Raw genomic sequence first — 24008 nt, forward strand, 5'->3', positions numbered from 1 at the left:
TCCCCGCCCGGCCCACGTCCCGCCCGAACGACCCCGCCCCGGGGGCCGGGCCCGTCCCGGGCCCCGCTCCCCCCGGTGACGCGCCGCACCGCCCACCGCCTAGCATCGTCGCGTGCCCCACCTCACGGACCCCGACGCCCGCCACGACCACGACCACGAGATCGAGACCCTCGCCGAGTTCGACGCCGTCGTCGCGCGCGGCTCGCTCGGCGGCTACCGCGTCCAGGCCGTCGACCTGACGGCCCGTACCCCCGACCTCCTCGCCGTCACCACCTCCGGGGCCGTGTTCCTCGGCTGCCCCATGCACCCCGACGGCCTCGCCAAGGTCCGCGCGGACGGCGCCCTCGTCTTCCCGCCCGTCCCCGACCTGCCCTTCGACCCGTACCGCGGGCTGCTCTACACCGCCGAGACCCTCTTCGAGCACCTGGAGCAGGGGTACGACGCCACCCCCGACGCCCTCGCGTACGCCTGGTTCCAGCGCACCGGGGCCGACGGCGACATATTCGCCTCGATGCTCCGCTCACTCCACGACGACGCCGTCTCCGACGCCCTCGACGAACACCTCGTCGGCGCCCGCGTCGTCGGCGTCATGGGCGGCCACGCCATGGCCCGCGGCACCACCGCCTACGCCGGCGCCGCACGCCTCGGCCGCACCCTCGCCCGCAGCGGCCTGACCGTCGCCACCGGCGGCGGCCCCGGCGCGATGGAGGCGGCGAACCTCGGCGCGTACCTGGCCCCCCTCCGGGACGACGCCGTACTCGACGACGCCCTCCAGCTCCTCGCCAAGGTCCCGTCCTTCACCCCCTCCGTCACCGACTGGGCCCGCGCCGCCTTCGAGATCCGTGACCGCTGGCCGTCCGGCGGCGACTCCATCGGCATCCCCACCTGGTTCTACGGCCACGAGCCCCCGAACGCCTTCGCCGGCCACATCGCCAAGTACTTCGCCAACGCCACCCGCGAGGACGGCCTCCTCGCGCGCTGCAACGCCGGTGTCGTCTTCCTGCCCGGCGCGGCCGGCACGGTCCAGGAGATCTTCGACAACGCGACCCCCAACTACTACGAGTCGCGCGGCGAACCGACCCCCATGGTGCTGGTGAACCGCGCCCACTGGACCGAGAGGCTCCCCGCCTGGCCCCTGCTCCGGTCCCTGGCGAAGGCCCGCCCGATGGAGTCTCGCATCGCCCTGGTCGACACCGTCGAAGAGGCGCCGGCGGCGCTGGCCCGGCTAGCCGCCGGGTAACCCGGCGGGGCGCTCGTACGACCGGTCCCAGCCCCACTCCGTACGCACCAGTGCCGCCCCTTCCCGCCCGTCGACCGGGCGAGGAGGAGGTCGGGGGGCATCCGCGCCGGCCGCTCCGCGACGGCCGTCCCCGACCGCCCGTCGACGACGTACCCCGTCTCCCCGTCCCGTACGGCGTCCGGCGCGCCGCCCCAGTCGCCCACCAGCACCGGCAGTCCGGCGGCGGCCGCCTCCAGGAAGGCGATGCCGAGCCCCTCGGCCTCCAGCACGCGCCTGCGCGTGCGGCACGGCATCGCGAAGACATCGGCGGCGGCGTTCACGCTCTTCCAGGTGAACGGCGGGGACTGGCCGTCCGTCGGTCTGCCGGGCGCCGGCCTGCGCGGGGCCGTCCTCGACGGCGTGCGGATGCGGGAGGCCGACCTGACGGCCGCGCGGCCGGAGAAGGCGAGCGTGACCGGGACGGACCTGTCCGGGGCGATGCCGCACAGTTCCCGGCTGACCGGCGCGGACCTGCGCGGCAGCGATCTGCCGGCCCTGGACCCGCTGACGGTGGAGCCGTCAGGCGCGACGGTCGGCCTTGAACAGTCCGCCGTGATCGCCGGCGCTCTGGGCCTCGTCGTCGCCTGACGCGCCACCCGGCACGTCACCCGACGAACCTGACGCGGGGGGCTCCAGCACCACGACGTCCTCCACGGCGAAGGCGACACTCACCTGCGCCCCCACCTCGGGCGCGTCCCGCGGCGCGCACTCCGCCTCCAGTTCCGGCCCGTCCGCGGGCCGCAGCAGTACGGCGACGTGGTTGCCCCGGAAGGTGCGCGCCGTGACCGTGCAGGGCAGCCCGTCCGCGGCCGGGACCATCCTGACGCCCGCCGGACGGACCAGCAGACGGCTCTCGCCCTGCGCCGAGCCGGCCGGGACGGGAACCTTGCCCCACACCGTGTCGGCGGCCTCGCCACCTACCGTCGCCGCGACGACGTTGTCGAAGCCGAGGAAGCGGGCGACGAACTCGGAGGCCGGCCGCTGCCAGACCTCCAGCGGCGTACCGGTCTGCGCGATCCGCCCGTCGCGCATGACCACCACCCGGTCGGCGAGCGCGAAGGCCTCGCCCTGGTCGTGCGTGACGGCCAGTACGGTCGTGCCCAGCCGCCCGAAGAGCTGACGCAGCTCGACGACGAGACGCTCGCGCAGGCCCCGGTCGAGCTGGCCCAGCGGCTCGTCGAGCATCAGCAGCTTCGGCTGCGGCGCGAGCGCCCGCGCCAGCGCGACCCGCTGCTGTTCACCGCCCGACAGGGTGCTGACCGCCCGGCGCCCGGCACCCGGCAGGCCGACCAGCTCCAGCAGCTCGGCGACCCGCCGCGTCTGCTCCGCCTTCCCCGCCCCCCGCATCCGCAGCCCGAAGGCGACATTGCCGCCGACATCGCGCTGCGGGAAGAGCTGGTGGTCCTGGAACATCAGGCCGACCCCGCGCCGGTGCACCGGCACTCCGCGCTGGTCGCGCCCGTCGAGCAGCACCCGCCCCGCGTCCGCCGGCTGAAGGCCCGCGACGACCCGCAGCAGCGTGGACTTCCCGCTGCCGCTCGGCCCGAGCACGCACACGATCTCGTGGTCGGCGACCTCCAGGTCCACGGAGTCCAGTGCCGCCCGCTTCCCGAACCGCACGGTCGCCCCGTCCAGCCGCAACATCAGAACTCCCCGGATACGGATCGGTCGGGCCGCACGCGTTCGAGAACCAGCAGCGACACCGCGCACACCACCATCAGAATCGTGCTCAGAGCCATCGCCTGCCCGTAGCTGAGGTCCCCGGCCCGCCCGAGCAGCCGCGCCACGGCCACCGGCAGCGTCGGGTTGTCGGGCCGCGCGATGAAGACGGTCGCCCCGAACTCGCCCAGCGACACGGCGAAGGCGAACCCGGCGGCCACGAGCAGCGCCCGCCGCACCATCGGCAGGTCGACCTCCCGCCATGCCCGCAGCGGCGAGGCCCCGAGCACGGCCGCCGCCTCACGCAGCCTCCCGTCGACCGCCCGCAGGACGGGCAGCATGGTCCGTACGACGAAGGGCACCCCCACCAGCGCCTGCGCCAGCGGCACCAGGATCCACGACGTCCGCAGGTCCAGCGGCGGCCGGTCGAGCGTGATGAGGAAACCGAAGCCCACCGTCACGGCGGACACGCCCAGCGGCAGCATCAGCAGCGCGTCGAAGCCGCGCACGAGCCGCCCGGCGCGCCGGGTCAGGGCCGCCGCCGCGAGCCCGCCGACGACCAGCGCGACGGAGGTCGCCACCAGGGCGTACTCCAGCGAGTTCCACACCGCCTCCAGCGGCGGCACGAGGAAGGTGCCCCCGCTCCCACCCACCGACTGAAGGGCGCGGTAGTAACCGAGTCCGTACCCGTCGGGCCCGTCCAGCGACCGCTCGACGAGCACCCCGAGCGGCACCAGGACCAGGAGCACCACCGTCACCAGCACGCCGCCCAGCAGCGCCCACTGCCCGGCCCCGCGCGGCGGCCGCGAGGTCCGCGCCGCGTCGACGAGCTTCAGGGCGCTCTCCCTGCGCCGTACGGTCCACGCGTGCACGGCGAGGATCGCACCCACCGCCGCGAACTGCACCAGCGTCAGCACGGCGGCGGTCGGCAGGTCCAGGAGCTGCGCGGTCTGCCGGTATATCTCCACCTCCAGGGTGGAGTAGGCGGGCCCGCCGAGGATCTGCACGACGCCGAAGGAGGTGAACGTGAACAGGAAGACCATCAGCGCGGCGGCGGCCACGGCCGGCACCAGCGCCGGCAGCGTCACCCGCCGCCAGGCCGCGAACCGCCCGGCCCCGAGGACCCGCGCGGCCTCTTCCTGGCGCGGGTCGAGCTGCGACCACAGGCCGCCCACGGTCCGTACGACGACCGCGTAGTTGAAGAAGACGTGTGCGAGCAGGATCGCCCACACGCTGGTGTCGAGCCGTACGCCCCACACCTCGTCCAGCAGCCCGCCCCGCCCCAGCAGTGCCAGGAACGCGGTTCCGACCACGACCGTCGGCAGCACGAAGGGCACGGTGACCACGGCGCGCAGCAGCTGCTTGCCGGGAAAGTCGAGCCGGGCGAAGACGTACGCCGCCGGAAGCGCGATCAGCAGGGTCAGCGCCGTCGAGGCGAGCGCCTGCCACGTGGTGAACCACAGCACGTCGAGGACGGCCGGATCGGTGAGCACCTCGCCGATCCGGCCGAGCCGCCAGACACCGTCCACCTGGAGCCCGCGCCCCACGATCGCGGTCACGGGGTAGGCGAAGAAGAGCGCGAAGAACGCGACGGGCGCGGCCATGAGGCCGAGCCGCACCGCGCTCCCGCGCACCTTCCCGGTTACTTCAGGACGAGCGAGGACCACGACTTGACCCACTGCTCACGGTGGTCGGCGATCTTCTCCGGGTCCACGGTCTGCGGGGTGTCGACGACCGCGCCGTGCTCCGTGAACAGCTCCGGCAGCTTCGCGTCCTCGACCACCGGGTTCACGAACATGTTCAGCGGCATGTCCTCCTGGAACTTCTTCCCGATGAGGAAGTCGATGAGCGCCTTGCCGCCCTCCTCGTTCTTCGCCCCCGTCAGCAGCCCCGCGAACTCGGTCTGCCGGAAGCAGGTGCCGGTCGCGACACCGGTCGGCGCCTCCTCGGGCCGCGGCTTCGCGTACAGCACCTCGACGGGCGGGCTGGAGGCGTACGAGACGACGAGGGGCCGGTCCGCCTTGGCCTTCCTGCCGCCCGCGGAGCCGGAGAACTCCTCGTTGTACGCCTGCTCCCAGCCGTCCACGACCTTGACGCCGTTGTCCTTGAGCTTCTTCCAGTAGTCCTGCCAGCCGTCGTCGCCGTACTCCCCGACCGTGCCGAGCAGGAAGCCGAGGCCGGGCGAGGAGGTCGCGGCGTTCTCGGTGACGAGGAGGTTCTTGTACGCCGGCTCGACCAGGTCGTCGAAGGTCTTCGGCGGCGCGAGCTTCTTGTCGGCGAAGTACTTCTTGTCGTAGTTGACGCAGATGTCGCCGGTGTCGACGGGCGTGACGCGGTGCTTGTCGCGGTCGAGCCGGAGCTCGGCGGGCACCTCGCCGATCCCCTCGGCCTCGTACGGCGTGAAGATGCCGTTGTCCAGGGCCCGCGAGAGCAGCGTGTTGTCGACGCCGAAGAAGACGTCGCCGCGCGGGGAGCCCTTGGTCAGGATCTCCTGGTTGAGCGCGGCGCCCGCGTCCCCGCTCTTGAGGACCTTGACGGTGTAGCCGGTCTCCTCGGTGAACGCCTTCAGCACGGCGTCGGAGGCGTTGAACGAGTCGTGGCTGACCAGCGTCACGGTCTTGGACTTCCGCTGCCCGCTGCCGGACCCGGAGTCGTCCTTGCCCCCGCACGCGGCGAGCGTCGAGACGCCGAGCGCCGCGGCCACGGCGGTGGCCGCGAGCTTCTTGGTGGTGTGCACTGAATTCCTCCTGGGATGGGACATCCAGGAAGAGACGCGGCCCTGCCCGCGGAAAACGGGCAGGGCGCAACAGCTCGAGTAGTGACCGAACTTCCTACCCAGAATGACCTGGGCAAGGTTCAGAGGGTCTGCGGCGTGCCGCACTCTCAGCGCTGTGGCGCTCCCCTGTCGGAATATGAAGATGTGCGGCCCACCGTACACGGGCCTTCCCGGCGGCCTACCGCTCGGTGGCCGCCAGCTGTCCGCACGCTCCGTCGATCTCCTGGCCACGGGTGTCCCGTACGGTCACGGGCACGCCGTGGGCCGCGATCGCCTCGACGAACGCCTTCTCGTCCTCGGGACGGGAGGCGGTCCACTTCGAGCCCGGGGTCGGGTTGAGCGGGATCAGGTTGACGTGCACCCGCTTGCCCTTGAGGAGGCGGCCCAGCAGGTCGCCGCGCCACGCCTGGTCGTTGATGTCGCGGATCAGGGCGTACTCGACGGAGATGCGGCGGCCGGACTTCTCGGCGTACTCCCACGCCGCGTCCAGCACCTCCCGGACCTTCCAGCGCGTGTTGACCGGCACGAGGGTGTCGCGCAGCTCGTCGTCGGGCGCGTGCAGCGAGACGGCGAGGCGGCACTTGAAGCCCTCGTCGGCGAAGCGCAGCATCGCCGGCACCAGACCCACGGTCGACACGGTGATGCCGCGCTGCGACAGCCCGAGGCCGTCCGGCTCCGGGTCGGTCAGACGGCGGATCGCGCCGACGACCCTCTTGTAATTGGCGAGCGGCTCGCCCATGCCCATGAAGACGATGTTGGACAGCCGCGCGGGGCCGCCGGGAACCTCGCCGTCGCGCAGCGCGCGCATGCCGTCCACGATCTGGTGCACGATCTCGGCGGTCGACAGGTTGCGGTCGAGTCCGGCCTGTCCGGTCGCGCAGAACGGGCAGTTCATGCCGCACCCGGCCTGCGACGAGATGCACATGGTGACCCGGTCCGGGTAGCGCATCAGGACGGACTCGACGAGCGTCCCGTCGTGCATCTTCCACAGGGTCTTGCGCGTGGTGTCGTCGTCGCAGCTGATGTGGCGCAGCACGGTCATCAGCTCGGGCAGCAGCTCCGCCCGGAGCTTGTCGCGCGAGCCGGCGGGGATGTCGGTCCACTCGGCCGGGTCGTGCGCGTACCGCGCGAAGTAGTGCTGCGACAGCTGCTTGGCGCGGAACGGCTTCTCGCCGATCGCCGCCACGGCCTCGCGGCGCTCGGCGGGCGTGAGGTCGGCGAGGTGGAGCGGGGGCTTCTTGGCTCCGCGCGGCGCGACGAAGGTCAGTTCTCCCGGTGTGGGGGGTGCCATGGGTGGTAACTCCTCAGTACGACGAGGCCGGGCGGATCTCCGCTGTCGCGGAGCGGGCGGCAAGGCGATGCCGGCGCCAGGAGACCTCACAGGATCACCCCCGCGGGCTGCGGGGTCGAAAAGGGGCGCGTCGCTCGCGGCGACGCGCCCCTCCAGGGTAACCGGATTAAATCAACCGGAACCTACGAAGATCACCAGCAGCAGCCAGACCACCGGAGCCGTCGGCAGCAGCGAATCCAGCCGGTCCATGATGCCGCCGTGGCCCGGCAGCAGCGTCCCCATGTCCTTGATCCCGAGATCCCTCTTGATCATGGACTCGCCGAGGTCGCCGAGCGTCGCGCTCGCGGCCACCACGAGACCCAGCAGCAGCCCCTGCCACCACGTCCCGCCGTGCACCAGGAACTCCATGCACAGCGCGCCCGCCGCCATCGCGAAGACGAACGCGCCGCCCAACCCCTCCCGGGTCTTCCCGGGACTGATGCGCGGTGCGAGCTTGCGCTTCCCGAAGCGCCAGCCCACGGCGTACGCCCCGGTGTCGCTGACCACGGTCAGCAGCAGGAAGGTGAGCACCCGCTGCACGCCGTCGTCGGCCGCCAGCATCATCGCGACGAACGTCGCCAGGAACGGCACGTAGAACACCGCGAAGACACCCGCGGTGACGTCCCTGAGGTAACCGTCGGGCGACTCCGTCATCCGCCAGACGAGCACCGCGAGCGTGGTGAACGCCACGGCGACCCACGTGCCCTCCGCGCCCCTGACGTACCCCGCCACGACCATCGCCGCGCCGCCGACCGCGAGCGGCACCAGCGGGGCCCTGATCTGCTTGCGCTCTTCCAGCCGCGAGGTCAGCTCCCACAGCCCGACCACCACGGCAACCGCTATCACGCCGATGAAGGCGGCTTTCCAGATGAACAGCGACGCGGCGATCACCGCGCCGAGTCCCACGCCCACCCCTATGGCAGCACGCAGATCACGCCCCGCACGCTTCTTCTGCGGGGGTGTCGGCGGGGTGGGCATGGGCTCCTCGGGCGGGACGATGGGCATGGGGCGAGTCTGCTCGGCCCGATGCGCATCGTGGGCGGGACCCGCCGGTGCGGGCCCCTGGTCGGAGGGACCCCACGCGTCGGCGTATTCACCTCGCGCCGGGGCCCTCCAGGAAGAGTCGTTCATCAGACCTCGAGCAGCTCGGCTTCCTTGTGCTTGAGCAGCTCGTCCACCTGCGTGACGTACTTCGCGGTGGTGTCGTCGAGCTCCTTCTCCGCACGGCGGACCTCGTCCTCGCCGGACTCCTTGTCCTTGACGAGCTTGTCGAGGGTCTCCTTGGCCTTGCGGCGGACGGAGCGGATCGAGATCTTGGAGTCCTCGGCCTTGGTCTTGGCGACCTTGATGTACTCCTTGCGGCGGTCCTGCGTCAGCTCGGGGAACGTCACCCGGATGATGTTGCCGTCGTTGCTGGGGTTGACGCCCAGGTCGGAGTCGCGGATCGCCTGCTCGATGTTGCGCAGCGCGCTCTTGTCGAACGGCGTCACGACGGCCATCCGCGCCTCGGGCACCGAGAACGAGGCCAGCTGGTTGATCGGCGTCAGCGCGCCGTAGTAGTCGGCCACGATCTTGTTGAACATCGCCGGGTGCGCACGGCCGGTGCGGATCGCGGCGAAGTCCTCCTTGGCCACCACGACGGCCTTCTCCATTTTTTCCTCGGCCTCGAGGAGGATTTCTTCGATCACCACTTGCTCCTGCATGTCTTGAGTGGGCCCGGCACTCAGCACTCAGGCCCGGAGTAACCCGCGTCTTGCTCCTGCACGGTGTCCGACCGGCAGGGCTTTGTCCATCCCCTCACAGGGGCCACCCGGTCAGTTCCGGGTGCCCTGCGCACTCACGAGGGTGCCGATCTTCTCACCCTTGACGGCGCGCGCGATATTGCCTTCGGCGAGCAGTTCGAAGACAAGGATCGGGAGCGCGTTGTCGCGGCAGAGGGTGATGGCCGTGGCGTCGGCGACCTTTAGGTCGCGGGAGAGCACCTCGCCGTACTCGAGCGCGTCGAACTTCACCGCGTCGGGGTTCTTCTTGGGGTCGGAGTCGTAGACACCGTCCACGCCGTTCTTGCCCATGAGCAGGGCCTCGGCGTCGATCTCCAGGGCGCGCTGCGCAGCGGTGGTGTCCGTGGAGAAGTACGGCATGCCCATGCCGGCGCCGAAGATGACGACGCGGCCCTTCTCCAGGTGGCGTACGGCGCGCAGCGGAATGTACGGCTCCGCGACCTGGCCCATGGTGATGGCGGTCTGGACGCGGGAGTCGATGCCCTCCTTCTCCAGGAAGTCCTGGAGGGCGAGGCAGTTCATGACCGTACCGAGCATGCCCATGTAGTCGGAGCGGGCCCGGTCCATGCCGCGCTGCTGGAGCTCGGCGCCACGGAAGAAGTTGCCGCCGCCGATGACGACCGCGATCTCGGCACCGTCACGTACGACAGCGGCGATCTCCCGGGCGATGGCGTGCACCACGTCGGGGTCCACACCCAGGGCGCCGCCACCGGCGAACGCCTCGCCGGACAGCTTCAGCATGAAACGGCCGGTCATTTTGCCGTCTTCGCTCTTCTGGGTACTTGTCATGGAGAGCTCCTAGTGCACATACGAAGGAGGCCATTGCCGGTGGGGTACTGAGTCCCGTGCGCGGCAATGGCCTCCTCGTCAGATCTGCGGTCGCCCGTACGTACGCGGTCGACTGGTCAAACCCTAACCGGGTCGTCAGTCAGTCGTCGTACGGACTCAGATGCCGACCTTGATGCGCGAGAAGCGCTTCAGCGTGACGCCGGCCTCGTCCAGAACCTTCTGGACGGACTTCTTGTTGTCCAGCGCGTACGGCTGGCCGAGAAGCGTGGCCTCCTTGAAGAAGCCGTTCACGCGACCCTCGACGATCTTCGGGAGGGCGGCCTCGGGCTTGCCCTCGGCGCGCGTGGTCTCCTCGGCGACGCGGCGCTCGGCCTCGACGACCTCGGCCGGGACCTCGTCGCGGTCGAGGTACTTCGGCGCGAAGGCGGCGATGTGCTGGGCGATGCCGCGGGCGAGCTCGGCGTCTTCCTTGTCCAGCTCGACCAGGACACCGATCTGCGGCGGCAGGTCGGGCATGGTGCGGTGCATGTACGAGGTCACGTAGGCGCCGTTGAACTGCGCGAAGCGGTCCAGGACGATCTTCTCGCCGAGGTTGGCGTTGGCCTCGTCGACGTACGCCTGGACGGTCTTGCCGGACTCGATCTCGGACGCGAGCAGCGCCTGGAGGTCGGCCGGGGACGTCTTGGCGACGTGGGCGGCGAGCGCGTTGGCGACGGCCTGGAACTTGTCACCCTTGGCGACGAAGTCCGTCTCGCACTTCAGCTCGAGCAGGACGCCGGAGGTCTTGTCCTCGGAGATGAGGGAAACGACGGCACCGTTCTCGGCAGAACGGCCCTCGCGCTTGGCGACGCCCTTCTGGCCCTTGATACGGAGGGCCTCGACGGCCTTGTCGACGTTGCCGTCGGCCTCGTCGAGCGCCTTCTTGCAGTCCATCATGCCGGCGCCGGTGAGCTCACGGAGCTTCTTGACGTCCGCGGCGGTGTAGTTCGCCATGATTTGTGAATCTCTCTCGAAGTCGGAGCGAAGATCTACGGGTGGCGGCGGGGGCGGGCGCTCGTCGCGCCCTCCCCCGCCGTCATCGACCGTGACGGGTGTCAGGCCTGCTCGGCCTCGGCGGCCGGAGCGGCAGCCTCGTCGGCCTTCTCGGCGTCGGCGGACTTCTCCTCGGCCTCGGCGGCAGCCGGGGCCTCGGCGTCGGCGGCAGCCGGGGCGTCGGCGTCGGCGGCCGGAGCGGCCTCGTCAGCCTTCTTGTCGCCCTCGAGCAGGTCGCGCTCCCACTCGGCGAGCGGCTCGCCGGCGGCCTTCTCGCCCGGCTTGGAGTCGCCGGTGGCGGCGCCGGAACGGGCGATGAGGCCCTCGGCGACGGCGTCGGCGATCACGCGGGTGAGCAGGGTGACGGAGCGGATCGCGTCGTCGTTGCCCGGGATCTTGTAGTCGACCTCGTCGGGGTCGCAGTTGGTGTCGAGGATCGCGACGACCGGGATGTGGAGCTTGCGCGCCTCACCGACGGCGATGTGCTCCTTCTTGGTGTCCACGATCCAGACGGCGCTGGGCACCTTGGACATCTCGCGGATACCACCGAGGGTCTTCTCCAGCTTGGCCTTCTCGCGGGAGAGGACCAGGAGCTCCTTCTTGGTGAGGCCGGACGCGGCCACGTCCTCGAAGTCGATCTGCTCAAGCTCCTTCAGACGCTGAAGGCGCTTGTAGACGGTGGAGAAGTTGGTCAGCATGCCGCCGAGCCAACGCTGGTTGACGTAGGGCATGCCGACGCGCGTCGCCTGCTCGGCGATGGCCTCCTGCGCCTGCTTCTTCGTACCCACGAACATGATGGAGCCGCCGTGGGCGACGGTCTGCTTGACGAACTCGTAGGCGCGGTCGATGTACGACAGCGACTGGAGCAGGTCGATGATGTAGATGCCGTTGCGCTCCGTGAAGATGAAGCGCTTCATCTTCGGGTTCCAACGACGGGTCTGGTGACCGAAGTGGACGCCGCTTTCCAGCAGCTCCCGCATCGTGACGACGGCCATGGCCGTACTCCTTGGGTTTCTCGGTTTGCCGCGACCGCAGGATTGCTGTCGCGCCTGACGCCCCGGTGCGCCGTGCCACGAGGGACCGAGCGGCGCGGCCACCGACCGCGAAGTGGGTGGTGGCGGGGCGTGCGAAGTCGACCCGGTGACCCGGATCGCCACAAGAAGTGTACGGGACCTGCACGGCGCCGGGTGACGGTGATGTCCACAACCGGCCGGCGGTCCACAGATCCGGGTCATGATCCCCACGGACCGGTCCGGTGCGTAACGGTTTCAGCATGCGACGAATGACTGTGCTGGTGCTGGTGGTGGCGCCTCTGGTGCCGATGTTCCTGGTCGCGCTCTTCGGCGGCCCCGCCCGGGCCTCGGCCGCCGGCCCCGGCGCGATCCCCGGCGCGGCCTGGCCCGTGGGCGGGCGCCCGGTGGTCGTACGGGCCTGGGAGCCGCCCCCGTCGCCGTACACGGCGGGACACCGCGGCGCGGATCTGGCCGCCGCGCCGGGTGCGCCCGTACGGGCGGCGGCCTCGGGCCGGGTCTCCTTCGCGGGCCCGGTCGCCGGGCGCGGAGTGCTGTCCATCGCCCTGGCGGGTACGGGGGAGCCGCCGCTGCGGACGACGTACGAACCGGTGCACGCGCTGGTCGGCAAGGGCGACGAGGTGAGAGTCGGACAAGTGGTCGGCGTACTGCAGAGCGGCCCGTTCCACTGCCCCTCCGGCTGTCTGCACTGGGGCCTGCGCCGCGGCGAGACCTATCTCGACCCGCTGACGCTGCTCCCGCGCCACCTGCTCCGCCGCGGCCCGCCGCGCCTGCTGCCGGTCTTCGGTGTGCCGACGGGCCCGCCGCCGGTGCCCGTGTCCGCCGCGGCGGACACGCCCGACGGCTTCCCCGCGGCGGCCCTGGCCGTGACGGCGCTGTGGGCGCACCGCGCCATGGGGCCGGTCAGCCGCCCCGGACGCCGTGCAGCGCCATCGCGACAGCCGCGTGCGCGATCACGTCCGGGTCCTCCGCCGCACCGAGTTCGATGCGGCGGACCGCGGCGTCGACGACGCCCTGGAGCATCATCGCCGCCAGCCGGGGCTGCTCGTGTCCCAGCTCGCCGATCGCCTCGACGATCATCGTCACCAGACCGCCGTGCGCGGCGCGGATCTTCTCGCGCGCACCCGCGTCGAGCTCGCTCGCGGAGATCGCGACGACGGCGCGGTGGCGCCGGTCGCCGACCAGGAGCAGTTGCGCGCGTACGTACGCCTCGACCTTGCCCGCCGGGGTGCCGGCCCGCTCCATGGCGCTCTCGACCTCGGCGGCCCAGACCGGGAAGTCGACGGCGCACAGCTCTTCGACGACGGAGGCGCGCGAACGGAAGTACTCGTACACGGACGACCGGGCGAGACCGGTGCGCTCAGCGAGGGCGGGGAAGGTCAGCGCCTCCGTACCGCCTTCCGACAGCAGGGAGCGGGCGGCGTCCAGCAGGGCGCCGCGCTGCATCGTCCGGTGCTCGGCCACCGAGGCCGCTCGAATCCTTGGCACGGTCCCACTCTACGGATGAGCCGCCGCCATGACGACGTGACTGCGACGCGGTGACGACGCGGCCGGTGCGGCAGGCACGATTCAGCAACCGCGTCAACGCCCCGCGTCGGCCAGCTTCGCCCTCAGCTGGAGCACCGACTTGGTGTGGATCTGGCTGACCCGGCTCTCGGTGACCCCCAGCACATTGCCGATCTCGGCGAGGGTGAGGCCTTCGTAGTAGTACAGCGTGACCACGGTCTTCTCACGGTCGGGCAGCGTGTTGATGGCGCGGGCCAGCAGCCGGCGCAGCTCCCGGTCCTCGGCCACCTCGACCGGGTTGTCGGCGTGGGTGTCCTCCAGCGTGTCCATGAGGCTCAGCCGGTCGCCGCCCTCGCCCCCCGCGTGCAGCAGCTCTTCCAGGGCGACGACGTTCGCCAGCGACAACTGGCTGAAGACGGCGTGGAGTTCTTCCAGGACGATGCCCATCTCCGAGGCGACTTCGCTCTCGGAGGGGGTGCGGCGCAGCTGCGCCTCCAGCGTCGTGTACGCGCGTTCGACCGCCTTGGCCTTCTGCCGCACCGAACGCGGGATCCAGTCCAGGGCCCGCAGCTCGTCGATCATGGCGCCGCGGATCCGCGTGATCGCGTACGTCTCGAACTTGATGGACCGCTCGATGTCGAACTTCTCGATGGCGTCGATGAGCCCGAAGACTCCGGAGGAGACGAAGTCGGCCTGCTCGACATTGGGGGGCAGTCCGACGCTCACCCGCCCCGCGACGTACTTCACCAGCGGCGAGTAGTGCAGGATCAGCTGCTCCCGCAGCCGCTCGTCGCCCGTGGTCTTGTACGACCGCCACAACTCGTCGAGCGACGAGGGTGCGGCGGGCCGCACGCTGCCACGCGCCGCGGGTGGCACTGCCGCGCGGTCAGACCCGGAGGTGTGCTGGGGCATGCGTTGCCTTGAGCCGTTCTGCTGTGACGTCTGGGGGATCGTGCGTCTGAGTGGGGGGCCCTCGTGAGCGTAGCGTGACTGAGGTGTCGCAGTCCGCGCAGGATATGGGATGCCGCCCTTCCAGATGAACGCCCCGGGACACGTCCCGCCCCGGGGCCGTCACCGTGTACAACGGCCCCGGAGGGATTGCCGGGAGGGCTGAGAGGGTCATCGCCCTCACCCTTTCACCCGAATGCCGCTGGTCAAGCACCGCCTCGCCGCACATGCGCACGGTGCGGGGAGCCGGGCGTCAACTGCCAGCCGTCACCGTGGCGTTCGACGAACCCCAAGGAGTGCAGTTCGTACAGCTTGCCGAGTGCGTCGTCGGGGGTGGTGCCCGCGCCCCGGGCGACGCGGTGCGCGTCGACGGAGCCACGGGCCGGCAACGACTCCAGCACCAGTGCCGCGACGGGGTCCAGCAGGTCCCTGGGAAGTACGGGCCCCCGGCGCGCCGGAGCGAGATCGCCGATGTCCCCGATCAGTTCCACCACTTCCGCGGCATCGGTGACCAGCACGCCCTCGCCCCTGAGAAGTTCGTGCACGCCCGCCGAGAGACCGCTGGTGGCGGGGCCCGGCACGCCCATCGTGAAGCGTCCGAGCCGCTGCGCGCCGCGTGCCGTGACCAGCGAGCCACTGCGGTACTCCGCCTCCACGACGACGGTGCCCCTGGTGAGGGCGGCGATCACCCGGTTCCTGAGGACGAACCGGCTCTGCGTGGGATGGCTGCCGGGCGGCAACTCACCGATCACCAGGCCCTGTTCCGCGATGCGTCCGATCAGCTCCGCGTGTCCGCGCGGGTAGACCACGTCGACCCCGCAGGCCAGCACCGCGACGGTGGCCCCGCCCGCGGCCAGCGCCCCCCGGTGGGCGGCGCCGTCGACCCCGAAGGCGGCCCCGGACACCACGACCCAGCCGCGCTCCGCGAGCCCGGTGCCGAGGGAGGCCGCCATGTGCGCCCCGTACGAGGTGCAGGCGCGGGCTCCGACGACGGCGACGGACCGCAGCGCCCACATCCGCAGATGCGGCCGTCCCCGTACCCACAGCCCGACCGGCCTGCCGTCTCCCAGGTCGTCGAGCTGCCCGGGCCACTCCTCGTCGCCGGGGCAGACGAACCGCCCCCCGACCGCGGCCACCGCCGCCAGGTCCCGCGCGGGGTCGGCCGCCGCCGCCCGCATCCGGTAACCACCGAGCCGCTTGCCCGTCACGCCGGTCAGCGCCGCGGCGGCCTCGTCGAATTCGAGCGAGGTGAGCCTGCGCATCAGCTCCACCGCGCCGCACTCCCGCAGCCACCGCCCGCCTGTCTCGTCCCCGGGCTCGATGACGCGGGTCAGCGCCGCCCTGGCCAGCCGCTCCCGCTCACGCTCTCCCTCCGGCAGGCCCTTGCCCGAGCCGTCGACCGCGCTGCCGACCGCGCCCTCGACCTTCCCTTCGACCGCGTCTTCGCCCGCTCCCGCGCTCACCGTCCCGCTCATCCCGCGCCTCCGATCAGCGCGGGAGCGCCCCGCGCGATGCCGGTCCGCAATTCCAGCGCCAGGCCGACATGGCGGTCGTCGGGCCGGTCGCAGCCCGCCAGGTCGGCGACGGTCCAGGCGACGCGCAGCACCCGGTCGAGGCCACGGGCCGTCAGCAGCCCGCGTTCCATGTCCCGTTCGGCCGCGCCGAGGGCTCCGGGCGCGGGCTGCCAGCGCGTACGCAGTTCATGCCCCGGCACCTCGCTGTTGGTGTTCCACGGGGTACCTTCCAGCCGCGCCGCCGCCCGTGCCCTCGCCTCCCGTACGCGCTCCGCGACCACCGCCGTCGGCTCACCGCGCCCGCCCTGTCCCAGCAGATCGGCCCGCTGCACCGGCTCCACGCCGACCCGCAGGTCGACCCGGTCGAGCAGCGGCCCCGACAGCCGCGCCTGGTACTTGCGGATCGCCGACGGTGGGCACTCGCATCCCGAGCCGTGCAGGGTGTGCCGTCCGCACGGACACGGATTGGCCGCCAGAACCATGAGGAAGCGGGCGGGCAGCCGCACCACGCCCGCGCTGCGCGCCACCACCACATGCCCCGACTCCAGCGGCTGACGCAACGAGTCCAGGGCCCGCCCGCTGAACTCGGGCGCCTCGTCCAGAAAGAGGATGCCGCGATGCGCGAGCGAAACGGCCCCCGGCCTCGGCAGCCCGTTGCCCCCGCCGACGAGCGACTGCATCGTCGCGGAGTGGTGCGGGGCGCAGTACGGCGCCGTCCTGACCAGTGGCTCGCCCGGCGGCAGAATCCCCGCCACCGAGTGCACCGCGGTCACCTCCAGCGACTCCTGTCTGGTCAGCGGCGGCAGGACGGCCGGCATCCGCTCCGCCATCATCGTCTTGCCGGCGCCCGGCGGCCCGTGGAGCAGGAGGTGGTGGCCTCCGGCGGCAGCGACCTCCAGGGCCGTGCGCGCGGCGTACTGCCCCGCGACGTCCGCGAGGTCGGCGCCGTCACCCCCGCCCGCACGGTCACCGGCGGCCAGCCCGGTGCCCACCCCCGCACCCGGCACCATCAGCCCGGCGAACATGGCGTCGGGCCGCCCCTCCTCGGCCCGCTCCTCCTCGGGCACCTCGGCTCCGGTCAGCACGGCGATGAGCTGGCGCAGGCTCCGTACGCCGAGGACCGAGACCCCCGGCACCAGCGCGGCCTCCGCCGCCGTCCGCTCCGGCACGACGACCTGGCTGTACCCGGCTTCGGCCGCGGCGAGGACGGCCGGCAGGATGCCGCGCACCGGCCGGACCCTGCCGTCCAGCCCCAGCTCGCCGATCACCACCAGGTCGGCGATCTCCCTGGGGTCGACACGCTCCGCCGCCCCGAGCACGGCGACCGCGACAGCCAGGTCGAACCCTGAGCCGCTCTTTGGCACGGAGGCCGGGCTGAGCCCCACCGTGAGCTTCTTCTGCGGCCACTCGGCGCCGGAATTGACCACCGCCGCCCGCACCCGGTCCCGGCTCTCGACCAGGCTCTTGTCCGGCAGCCCCACCAGCGTGAAGGCCGCCACCCCCGGCTCCAGGTCGGCCTGGACCTCCACCACCACGCCCTCGACGCCGACCAGGGCCACCGAGCACGTACGCGCGAACCCCATCACGCCACCCCCCTCGCATGCTCGACGACGGGCGCTCCTCGCCGGGGCAGCACCACCCCGACGAGGTCGATACGCACTCCGCCCGGCGGCGGCCCTCCGTGCTCGTGTGTCCAGCGCTCGGCGAGGTGGCGCAGCCGCTCCGCCTTCGTGGTCCTGACGGCCTGCATGGGATGCTCGAACGGTCCGGCCCTGCGGGTCTTGACCTCGCAGACGACCAGTGCGTCGCCGTCCCGGGCGACGATGTCGATCTCTCCCGCCCGGCAGCGCCAGTTGCGTTCCAGGACGGTCATACCGCCCTCGACGAGCTTGCGCGCGGCGAGATCCTCGCCGTACCGGCCGAGGGCTCCTGTGGCATTCTTCGCGTTCATCCGGTCCCACCTCCGGAACCGAATGTGCCGCGATCACCGCCAGCTAGTGGATCTTGGTGGACAACCCGCCGGTTGTGGAGAAATCAGCCACCCGGAAGCTCGAGATCGCTCTTGTTGAGCTCCTCGATGTTCACGTCCTTGAACGTGAGTACCCGCACCTGCTTGACGAACCTCGCCGGCCTGTACATGTCCCAGACCCAGGCGTCCGCCATGGAGACTTCGAAGAAGACCTCGCCCTGGACCGAGTGCACCTGCATCTCGTAGTCGTTGGTGAGGTAGAAACGCCGCTCGGTCTCGATCACGTATTTGAACAGACCGACGACGTCGCGGTACTCCCGGTAGAGCTTCAGCTCCATCTCGGTCTCGTACTTCTCGAGGTCCTCGGCGCTCATGGCATGTTCCCCTTCAGCCTTGCGTCCCCACTATTGTGCGCCAGCCCCGTGCGCCCCTATGCGACTTCCGGGGCCAAGACCATCGGCGTACCAGGGGGACCCTCGTCGAGCAGCGTACGCAGCAGCCCGGCGAGCTTGATGGGGTACACCGTCTCACGCGTCGCGGACAGTTCGGCGGAGGTCCACCACCTCAGCCCCGCGACGCTCCGCCGCTCCAGTACGGTCAACCCGTCCAGGGCGGTCTCGGTCTGCGCCGTACGGGCGAGGTAGAACCATTCGTCCTGGTCCCAACGTCGCCCGTCGAACCGGAAAGAGCAGTGACGCTGCCAGATCACCGGGCCGAGTTCGACCTCTGTGATCCCCGTCTCCTCCGCGAGTTCGCGCAGCGCGGCCTCGGCCCGTGTCTCGTCGCCCTCGAGCCCGCCGCCCGGGGTGAACCACCAGGTGTTCGCCGGGTCCCCCGGCTCGTACCCGTGCATCAGCAGGACGCGGTCGTCCGGGTCGAGCAGGATCACCCGCGCGACCTTCCGGAGCTGTGCCTCCGCCTGCGGCCCGGCCTCCGCCAGAGGCTCCGCCTGCGCTCCCGCCGCCGCCCTTTCCGCTTCCACCGTCACCTCACCGTCCACCGCGTCCACCGGTACCCACCTTGCTCCGCCCGACCCGCTGCGCGACAGCCCCGTACGCCGCCCCGCCGAAGATCAGCACCACACCCGCCGCCACGGCGACCAGCACGGGGGCGACCGGCCCCGGCGCCGAAACCCCGCCGGGCAGTGCCGCGAAGGCCGCCGGCCGGTCGATCATCCCGCCCAGCGGCCAGGCCACCGCGTCCACGCGCGCGTCCACACGGCTCACCTCGACCGTGCCCCTCGCGGCGTCCTGGATGTGCCCCCGCGAGTCCACCGACGTACGCCGCTCGTCACCCAGCAGGAAGAGGTGCCCCTCGGGCACCTCGGCGGTGAAGGGGGTGATCGACGCCGGCTCCCCGTCCCGCAGGTACGGCTCGTCCAGGGGCTTGCCGTTCAGGGTGAGCCGGCCGTCCTCGCCGCAGCAGGCGATCTTGTCGCCGCCGACCCCGACCACGCGCTTGACCATCGGCAGATCGCCCCACACCGGGGCCGTGAAGACCACCACGTCTCCGCGCCGCACCTCGCCGCCGCCGATGCGCTGGGCGAGCACCCGGTCCCCCGCCTTGATCGAGGGGGCCATCGAATCGGTCGGGACCGTGTACGGCTTGTACTGCACCGCTCCCCAGGCGAAGCCGCCGAGGAAGAGCACACAGCCGACGGCCACGGCCAGCCCGGACAATGCGTTGCCGAGCCGGCCGCGGCCGCCTTCTGTACGTCCTGTTCCGCTCATCGCAGCGCTCCCCGCCTCGGAGATCGAAAATCGCTGATCCGAGCGGCACCCTACCCGGCGGTACGCCCGCCGGTCAGCCTCCGCCTGCGCCAGAGCACCAGCGGCACCGCCCCCGCGAGCCCCAGCGCGCCGGGCGCCGCGGACATCGCGGCCGCGCTCAGCTCCGGCTGGTCGAAGGTGTCGGGAACCGACAGCACGGACCAGCGGTCGACCGGCCACGCCACCACGACGGCGCGCCCGACGACCTCGTCGTTCGAGACCGTGCCGTGGCCCGGCAGCTCCTGGTGGTAACGCGAGTCCAGCGAGTTCTGCCGGTGGTCGCCCATCACCCAGATCCGGCCGTCCGGCACCTTGAGCGGCCCGAACGGCTCGTCGTTGCACGGGGTGTCGCCGGAGAAGACGAACGACTTCTCGTCCAGCGCCTTCCCGTTGACCTTGACCGGCCCGTTCTTCTTGCACTCGACCGTGTCGCCGCCGACCGCGATGACCCGCTTGATCAGGTCCTTCTCCTCCGCGGACGGCATCAGGCCGATGAAGCTGAGGAACTTCTGGGCGATGTTCGGCTCCGGCGCCGCGGTGTTCTCCAGCCAGCCGCCCGGGTCGTGGAAGACCACGACCTCGCCGCGCTGCGGCTCCGAGCCGAACCACGGCGTCAGCTTGTCGACCAGCACCCGGTCGCCCCGCTGCAAGGTGTTCTGCATCGAGTCCGAAGGGATGGAGAACGCCTGCACCAGGAAGGTCTTGATCAGCAGGGCGAGCAGGAGCGCGATGCCGATCAGCAGCGGCAGCTCCTTCCAGAAGGAGCGCGGCTTCTTCGGCCCCGTGCTGGCGCTGCCGCCGCCGCTGGTACCTGCGCTGTCGCTGGTCGTGTCTTCGCCTCGTGCGTCATCAGTCACGGCTGCGGGTGACTCCGGTCGTTCCTCGGGCTCGTCGCGTTCGGATCGTGCGCCGACCGCCAAATCCCCCACATCCACTCCTCACTCCGTTCCACCGCCCACGCCATGTCAGACGCAGGCCCACCACTCCCATAACGAGCGGGAGTTCCGCAGGGGTCGGGAGCAGGATCACCGCGTTCGGATCCTGGGACGACACCCTATTCGACGGCCCGGCCGCCGAGGCCGCCCCGCCGCGCGCGTCAGGGACCGTCGCGTACGTCCCGGGCTCCTCCAGCTGCCGCCAGTGACCGAAGGGCCACGCGATGACGACGGCCCGCCCGACGACCTTCTCCTCCCCGACCGTGCCCTGGAACTCCTCGTCCAGGTGGAAGCGGGAATCGGCGGAGTTCGACCGGTGGTCCCCCATCACGAAGAGCCGTCCGGCGGGCACCACCACATCGAACTCCAGCTCGGAGGGGCGGTCGCCGGGATTCAGGTACGGCTCCGCGAGCGGTACGCCGTTGACCGTGACCCGCCCGTCCTTGTCGCAGCACCGGACGGTGTCCCCGCCGACCGCGACCACCCGCTTGATCAGGTCCTGCTCGTCCTCGGACGGCAGCAGCCCGATGAACGTCAGGGCGTCCTTGACCTGCTTGACGACCACCGGGTCGTCCTTGACGCCGGTCTCCTCGTCCTGCAGCCAGCCGCCGGGGTCCTTGAAGACCACGACATCACCACGCTGCGGCTTCGACCCGAACCACGGTGTCAGCTTGTCGACCAGCACCCGGTCGCCGATCCGGATCGTCTGCTCCATCGAGCCGGACGGGATCACGAAGGCCTGTACCAGGAAGGTCTTGAGTACGAGCGCGATCAGCAGCGCCACCGTGATGAGGATCGGTATCTCCTTCACGGCCGACCGCCGCCGCCGCCGCTTCACCCGCCGCGCCAGCTTGCGCCGGTCCGCCCTGCCCGGCAGCGCGGGCCCGTCCGTCGGCCGCGTGCCCGTCGGCAGCCGGGTGTCCGCACGGTGGTTCGCCCGTGCCCGCCCGCGGTTACCCATGGGACCCGACCGGTCCGGGCGCGGTGACGCGCGTAAAGGCACGAGGCCCCTCCAGCGAGGTCCAGCGGCCCACCGGCCAGCCGATCCAGTCCGCCCGCCCGACAAGCTTCTCGACGGGGACCATGCCGCCGCCCGGCTCGCCCAGGTGGTCGCGGGAGTCACGGGAGTGCGATCTGTGGTCGCCCATGACCCACAGCGTGCCCTGCGGGACGACGATGTCGAACGGAACCTGCGACGGGGCGTCGCCCGGGTACAGGTACTCCTCGTCCACCGGCCGGCCGTTCACCTCGACCCTCCCCCGCTTGTCGCAGCACACGACCCGGTCCCCGCCCACACCCACCACGCGCTTGACGTAATCGGTCTCGGCGGGCTCGGCCAGCCCCACGGCCGCGGCCGCCCACCGCGCCAGCCCTGCGACCGGGTTCCCGGCGGGCTCCTCGCGCACGAAGGACCCGGTGCCGTCGAACACGACCACGTCACCACGGAGCGGTACGGAACCGAAACGGTACGCCAACTTGTTGACGAGCACCCGGTCGCCCACGGCGAGGGTGGGCTGCATCGAGCCGCTGGGAATCAGGAAGGGCTGCATCACGAAGGTGCTGAACAGCAACAGGAAAGCCGTGCACGCGAGGCCCAGCAGGGCCGGCCTGCGCCACGGGGCGTCGAGAAAGCGCACGGAGCGCGGCCGCTCTCCCGCCCCCGGAACAGGGGAGGGAGAGCGGCCGCGCTCCGTGTCGTGCGGTTCGGTGTCCATCGGGACGTGAGCCTATCCGGCCGGTCCCAGGAGCCGAGTCCGCGATCAGCGGTCGCGCTTCTCCTTGATCTTCGCGGCCTTGCCGCGCAGCTCACGGAGGAAGTACAGCTTCGCGCGACGGACGTCACCGCGGGAGACGAGCTCGATCTTCTCGAAGATCGGGCTGTGCACCGGGAAGGTGCGCTCGACGCCGACGGAGAAGGAGACCTTGCGGACCGTGAAGGTCTCGCGGACGCCCGAACCCTGGCGGCGGATGACTACACCCTTGAACTGCTGCACACGCGAGCGGTTGCCCTCGATGACGCGAACGTGGACGTTCACGGTGTCACCGGGGCGGAACGCGGGAAGGTCGGTGCGCAGCGATGCGGAGTCGACGGAGTCGAGAAGGCTGGACATGTGAGTCTGCTTCCTCGCCGATGCCACAGGTCATCGACGGAATTCGATAAGAGAGTTTCGGGGCGCTGTCCGCGTCGGGCGGGCGTCGTTCCCCCTGTGGCAGGGGCGCACGCCGGACGTACAGCAGCGGCTCATTCTTCCACGGCCTCGGGGTTACGCCCAAATCGGCCGTCGGGGCCGGGCCGCCAGCCGAGGATGCTCAGCATCTCGCGGTCCTTCTTGTCGAAGGCCGCGGGATCGCAGCGCTCGATGAGGTCCGGCCGGTTGGCGGTCGTACGGCGCAGTGCCTCGTCCCGCCGCCACCGGGCGATCTTCCCGTGGTGCCCGCTGAGCAGGACGTCCGGGATCCCGTGGCCGCGCCACTCGGGCGGTTTGGTGTAGACCGGCCCCTCGAGGAGGTCGGCCATCGCACCGGGCGCGAAGGAGTCGTCGCGGTGCGACTCGGCGTTGCCGAGGACACCGGGCAGCAGCCGGGCCACGGCCTCGGTGATCACCAGTACGGCGGCCTCGCCGCCGGCCAGGACGTAGTCCCCGATGGAGACCTCGTACACCGGCATCCGGGTGGCGTACTCGTCGATGACGCGGCGGTCGATGCCCTCGTAGCGCGCGGGCGTGAAGACCAGCCACGGCCGCTCGGAGAGCTCCACGGCGAGCTCCTGGGTGAAGGGGCGGCCGCTGGGAGTGGGCACGACCAGCACCGGGCCGCGCGCCCCGTTCTCGTAGCCGTCGGCCAGGGCGTCGTCGAGGGCGGCTCCCCAGGGACCGGTCTTCATGACCATGCCGGGGCCGCCGCCGTAAGGGGTGTCGTCGACCGTGTTGTGGCGGTCGTACGTCCACTCCCTGAGGTCGTGCACACGGACGTCGAGCTGCCCGCGCGCGCGTGCCTTGCCGACGAGCGAGACGTTCAGCGGTTCCAGGTACTCGGGGAAGATCGTGACGACGTCGAGCCTCATGCGCCGCCGTCCCCGCTCTTGCCGCTCCCGTCGCTCTCGTCACCGCTCTCGCCGTCGGCCTCGTCCCTCGACGAGGCGACCTCGGCCTGGCTGTCGTCGATCAGTCCCGGCGGCGGGGTGATGACCGCGCGCTGCTCCTCCAGGTCGATCTCGGTGACGATCTCCTCGACGAAGGGGATCATCACCTCGCTGCCGTCGGGCCGCTTCACGATGAACAGGTCCTGGGAGGGCAGGTGGGTGATCTCGGTGATCCGGCCGATCCCGGTGCCGTCGGCCAGGACGACGTCGAGGTCCATCAGCTGGTGGTCGTAGAACTCCTCGGGGTCCTCCGGAGTCTCCTGCGGGTCGATCTCGGCGATGAGGAGGATGTTGCGCAGCGCCTCGGCGGCCGTACGGTCCTTGACGCCCGCGAAGCGCAGCAGCAGCCTGCCGCTGTGCACCCGGCCGGTCTCGATCGTCAGCGGCCCGGCGGAGGCCGGGTCCGTGGCGAGTACGGCGCCGGGTCCGAGCCGAAGCTCCGGCTCGTCCGTACGTACCTCGACCGTGACTTCGCCCTTGATCCCGTGGGCGCGGCCGATCCGCGCGACTACGAGCTGCACTTCTTCTCCTGTCGTACGACTACGGGC

25 protein-coding genes and 2 pseudogenes are annotated in these 24008 nt (G+C 71.4%); 3 read left to right on the forward strand and 24 right to left on the reverse strand.

Annotation, left to right across the window (positions count from 1 at the left end; genetic code table 11):
- The first annotated feature begins 112 nt into the window (after nt 1-112).
- Nucleotides 113-1240: an LOG family protein gene (locus ABD374_RS30860; protein WP_344499807.1), complete on the forward strand. Its 1128-nt coding sequence runs from the start codon at nt 113-115 to the stop codon at nt 1238-1240.
- On the opposite strand, the pseudogene ABD374_RS30865 reads toward ABD374_RS30860, so the two are convergent.
- Nucleotides 1226-1554: pseudogene (locus ABD374_RS30865) on the reverse strand (glycosyltransferase); the annotation flags it as partial. The gene ABD374_RS30860 and the pseudogene ABD374_RS30865 overlap by 15 nt on opposite strands.
- Here ABD374_RS30865 and ABD374_RS30870 point away from each other — a divergent pair.
- Nucleotides 1484-1867 (forward strand): pentapeptide repeat-containing protein, encoded by a 384-nt coding sequence (locus tag ABD374_RS30870; RefSeq protein WP_344499809.1) that lies wholly within the window; start codon nt 1484-1486, stop codon nt 1865-1867. The pseudogene ABD374_RS30865 and the gene ABD374_RS30870 overlap by 71 nt on opposite strands.
- Here the strand turns inward: ABD374_RS30870 and ABD374_RS30875 are convergent.
- From ABD374_RS30875 to rpsB, 9 genes are all read right to left on the reverse strand, one after another.
- The gene (locus tag ABD374_RS30875; protein WP_344499811.1) at nt 1799-2923 is read right to left on the reverse strand and encodes an ABC transporter ATP-binding protein; all 1125 of its coding nucleotides are present in this window, start codon (nt 2921-2923) and stop codon (nt 1799-1801) included. The two genes, ABD374_RS30870 and ABD374_RS30875, sit on opposite strands and share 69 nt — an antisense overlap.
- Nucleotides 2923-4542, reverse strand: coding sequence for an ABC transporter permease (locus ABD374_RS30880; RefSeq protein ID WP_344499935.1), 1620 nt, complete (start codon nt 4540-4542; stop codon nt 2923-2925). Before ABD374_RS30880 ends, ABD374_RS30875 begins: the two co-directional genes overlap by 1 nt.
- Nucleotides 4543-4580: 38 nt before the next feature.
- On the reverse strand, nt 4581-5675 hold the full coding sequence (locus ABD374_RS30885; protein WP_344499813.1) for a thiamine ABC transporter substrate-binding protein: 1095 nt from the start codon (nt 5673-5675) through the stop codon (nt 4581-4583).
- A gap of 217 nt (nt 5676-5892) precedes the next feature.
- Entirely contained in the window at nt 5893-7005 is a 1113-nt protein-coding gene (gene rlmN, locus ABD374_RS30890; RefSeq protein ID WP_344499815.1) for a dual-specificity RNA methyltransferase RlmN, read from the reverse strand.
- A gap of 171 nt (nt 7006-7176) precedes the next feature.
- Nucleotides 7177-8175, reverse strand: a complete 999-nt coding sequence (locus ABD374_RS30895) for a phosphatidate cytidylyltransferase (protein ID WP_344499817.1) — start codon at nt 8173-8175, stop codon at nt 7177-7179.
- Complete coding sequence (frr, locus tag ABD374_RS30900; protein WP_344499819.1) at nt 8175-8732, reverse strand: ribosome recycling factor; 558 nt, start codon at nt 8730-8732, stop codon at nt 8175-8177. The genes ABD374_RS30895 and frr overlap by 1 nt, the downstream gene beginning before the upstream one ends.
- A 126-nt stretch (nt 8733-8858) precedes the next feature.
- Nucleotides 8859-9614: a UMP kinase gene (gene pyrH / locus ABD374_RS30905; protein ID WP_344499821.1), complete on the reverse strand. Its 756-nt coding sequence runs from the start codon at nt 9612-9614 to the stop codon at nt 8859-8861.
- Between the two features lie 156 nt (nt 9615-9770).
- Nucleotides 9771-10607 (reverse strand): translation elongation factor Ts, encoded by an 837-nt coding sequence (gene tsf, locus ABD374_RS30910; RefSeq protein ID WP_344499823.1) that lies wholly within the window; start codon nt 10605-10607, stop codon nt 9771-9773.
- Between the two features lie 101 nt (nt 10608-10708).
- Nucleotides 10709-11641 (reverse strand): 30S ribosomal protein S2, encoded by a 933-nt coding sequence (gene rpsB / locus ABD374_RS30915; RefSeq protein ID WP_344499825.1) that lies wholly within the window; start codon nt 11639-11641, stop codon nt 10709-10711.
- Between the two features lie 326 nt (nt 11642-11967).
- Between rpsB and ABD374_RS30920 the strand changes: the two are divergent.
- Nucleotides 11968-12342, forward strand: a pseudogene (locus ABD374_RS30920) (peptidoglycan DD-metalloendopeptidase family protein); the annotation flags it as partial.
- 238 nt (nt 12343-12580) lie between these two features.
- Here ABD374_RS30920 and ABD374_RS30925 read toward each other — a convergent pair.
- From ABD374_RS30925 to rimM, 14 genes are all read right to left on the reverse strand, one after another.
- Entirely contained in the window at nt 12581-13141 is a 561-nt protein-coding gene (locus ABD374_RS30925) for a TetR/AcrR family transcriptional regulator (RefSeq protein WP_344499937.1), read from the reverse strand.
- Nucleotides 13142-13258: 117 nt separating this feature from the next.
- Entirely contained in the window at nt 13259-14095 is an 837-nt protein-coding gene (gene whiG, locus ABD374_RS30930) for an RNA polymerase sigma factor WhiG (RefSeq protein WP_344499827.1), read from the reverse strand.
- A gap of 242 nt (nt 14096-14337) precedes the next feature.
- Entirely contained in the window at nt 14338-15606 is a 1269-nt protein-coding gene (gene dprA, locus ABD374_RS30935; RefSeq protein ID WP_344499829.1) for a DNA-processing protein DprA, read from the reverse strand.
- On the reverse strand, nt 15603-17228 hold the full coding sequence (locus tag ABD374_RS30940; protein WP_344499939.1) for a YifB family Mg chelatase-like AAA ATPase: 1626 nt from the start codon (nt 17226-17228) through the stop codon (nt 15603-15605). The genes dprA and ABD374_RS30940 overlap by 4 nt, the downstream gene beginning before the upstream one ends.
- Nucleotides 17228-17596: a YraN family protein gene (locus ABD374_RS30945; protein ID WP_344499831.1), complete on the reverse strand. Its 369-nt coding sequence runs from the start codon at nt 17594-17596 to the stop codon at nt 17228-17230. Before ABD374_RS30945 ends, ABD374_RS30940 begins: the two co-directional genes overlap by 1 nt.
- An 83-nt stretch (nt 17597-17679) precedes the next feature.
- Nucleotides 17680-17988, reverse strand: a complete 309-nt coding sequence (locus ABD374_RS30950; RefSeq protein ID WP_003965949.1) for a DUF2469 domain-containing protein — start codon at nt 17986-17988, stop codon at nt 17680-17682.
- A gap of 56 nt (nt 17989-18044) precedes the next feature.
- Nucleotides 18045-18554, reverse strand: a complete 510-nt coding sequence (locus tag ABD374_RS30955; protein WP_344499941.1) for an NUDIX hydrolase — start codon at nt 18552-18554, stop codon at nt 18045-18047.
- Between the two features lie 49 nt (nt 18555-18603).
- Nucleotides 18604-19344, reverse strand: a complete 741-nt coding sequence (gene lepB / locus ABD374_RS30960; RefSeq protein WP_344499833.1) for a signal peptidase I — start codon at nt 19342-19344, stop codon at nt 18604-18606.
- Between the two features lie 50 nt (nt 19345-19394).
- On the reverse strand, nt 19395-20303 hold the full coding sequence (gene lepB, locus ABD374_RS30965; protein ID WP_344499943.1) for a signal peptidase I: 909 nt from the start codon (nt 20301-20303) through the stop codon (nt 19395-19397).
- On the reverse strand, nt 20233-21279 hold the full coding sequence (lepB, locus tag ABD374_RS30970) for a signal peptidase I (RefSeq protein WP_344499835.1): 1047 nt from the start codon (nt 21277-21279) through the stop codon (nt 20233-20235). Before lepB (ABD374_RS30970) ends, lepB (ABD374_RS30965) begins: the two co-directional genes overlap by 71 nt.
- The gene (gene lepB / locus ABD374_RS30975) at nt 21272-22033 is read right to left on the reverse strand and encodes a signal peptidase I (RefSeq protein WP_344499837.1); all 762 of its coding nucleotides are present in this window, start codon (nt 22031-22033) and stop codon (nt 21272-21274) included. Before lepB (ABD374_RS30975) ends, lepB (ABD374_RS30970) begins: the two co-directional genes overlap by 8 nt.
- Nucleotides 22034-22078: 45 nt before the next feature.
- Entirely contained in the window at nt 22079-22429 is a 351-nt protein-coding gene (rplS, locus tag ABD374_RS30980; protein ID WP_344499839.1) for a 50S ribosomal protein L19, read from the reverse strand.
- A gap of 131 nt (nt 22430-22560) precedes the next feature.
- The gene (gene trmD, locus ABD374_RS30985) at nt 22561-23382 is read right to left on the reverse strand and encodes a tRNA (guanosine(37)-N1)-methyltransferase TrmD (protein WP_344499841.1); all 822 of its coding nucleotides are present in this window, start codon (nt 23380-23382) and stop codon (nt 22561-22563) included.
- Complete coding sequence (gene rimM / locus ABD374_RS30990; RefSeq protein ID WP_344499843.1) at nt 23379-23981, reverse strand: ribosome maturation factor RimM; 603 nt, start codon at nt 23979-23981, stop codon at nt 23379-23381. Before rimM ends, trmD begins: the two co-directional genes overlap by 4 nt.
- Between the last annotated feature and the right edge of the window lie 27 nt (nt 23982-24008).

The organism is Streptomyces enissocaesilis, assembly GCF_039533765.1.
In the GTDB taxonomy this organism is placed as follows: domain Bacteria; phylum Actinomycetota; class Actinomycetes; order Streptomycetales; family Streptomycetaceae; genus Streptomyces; species Streptomyces enissocaesilis.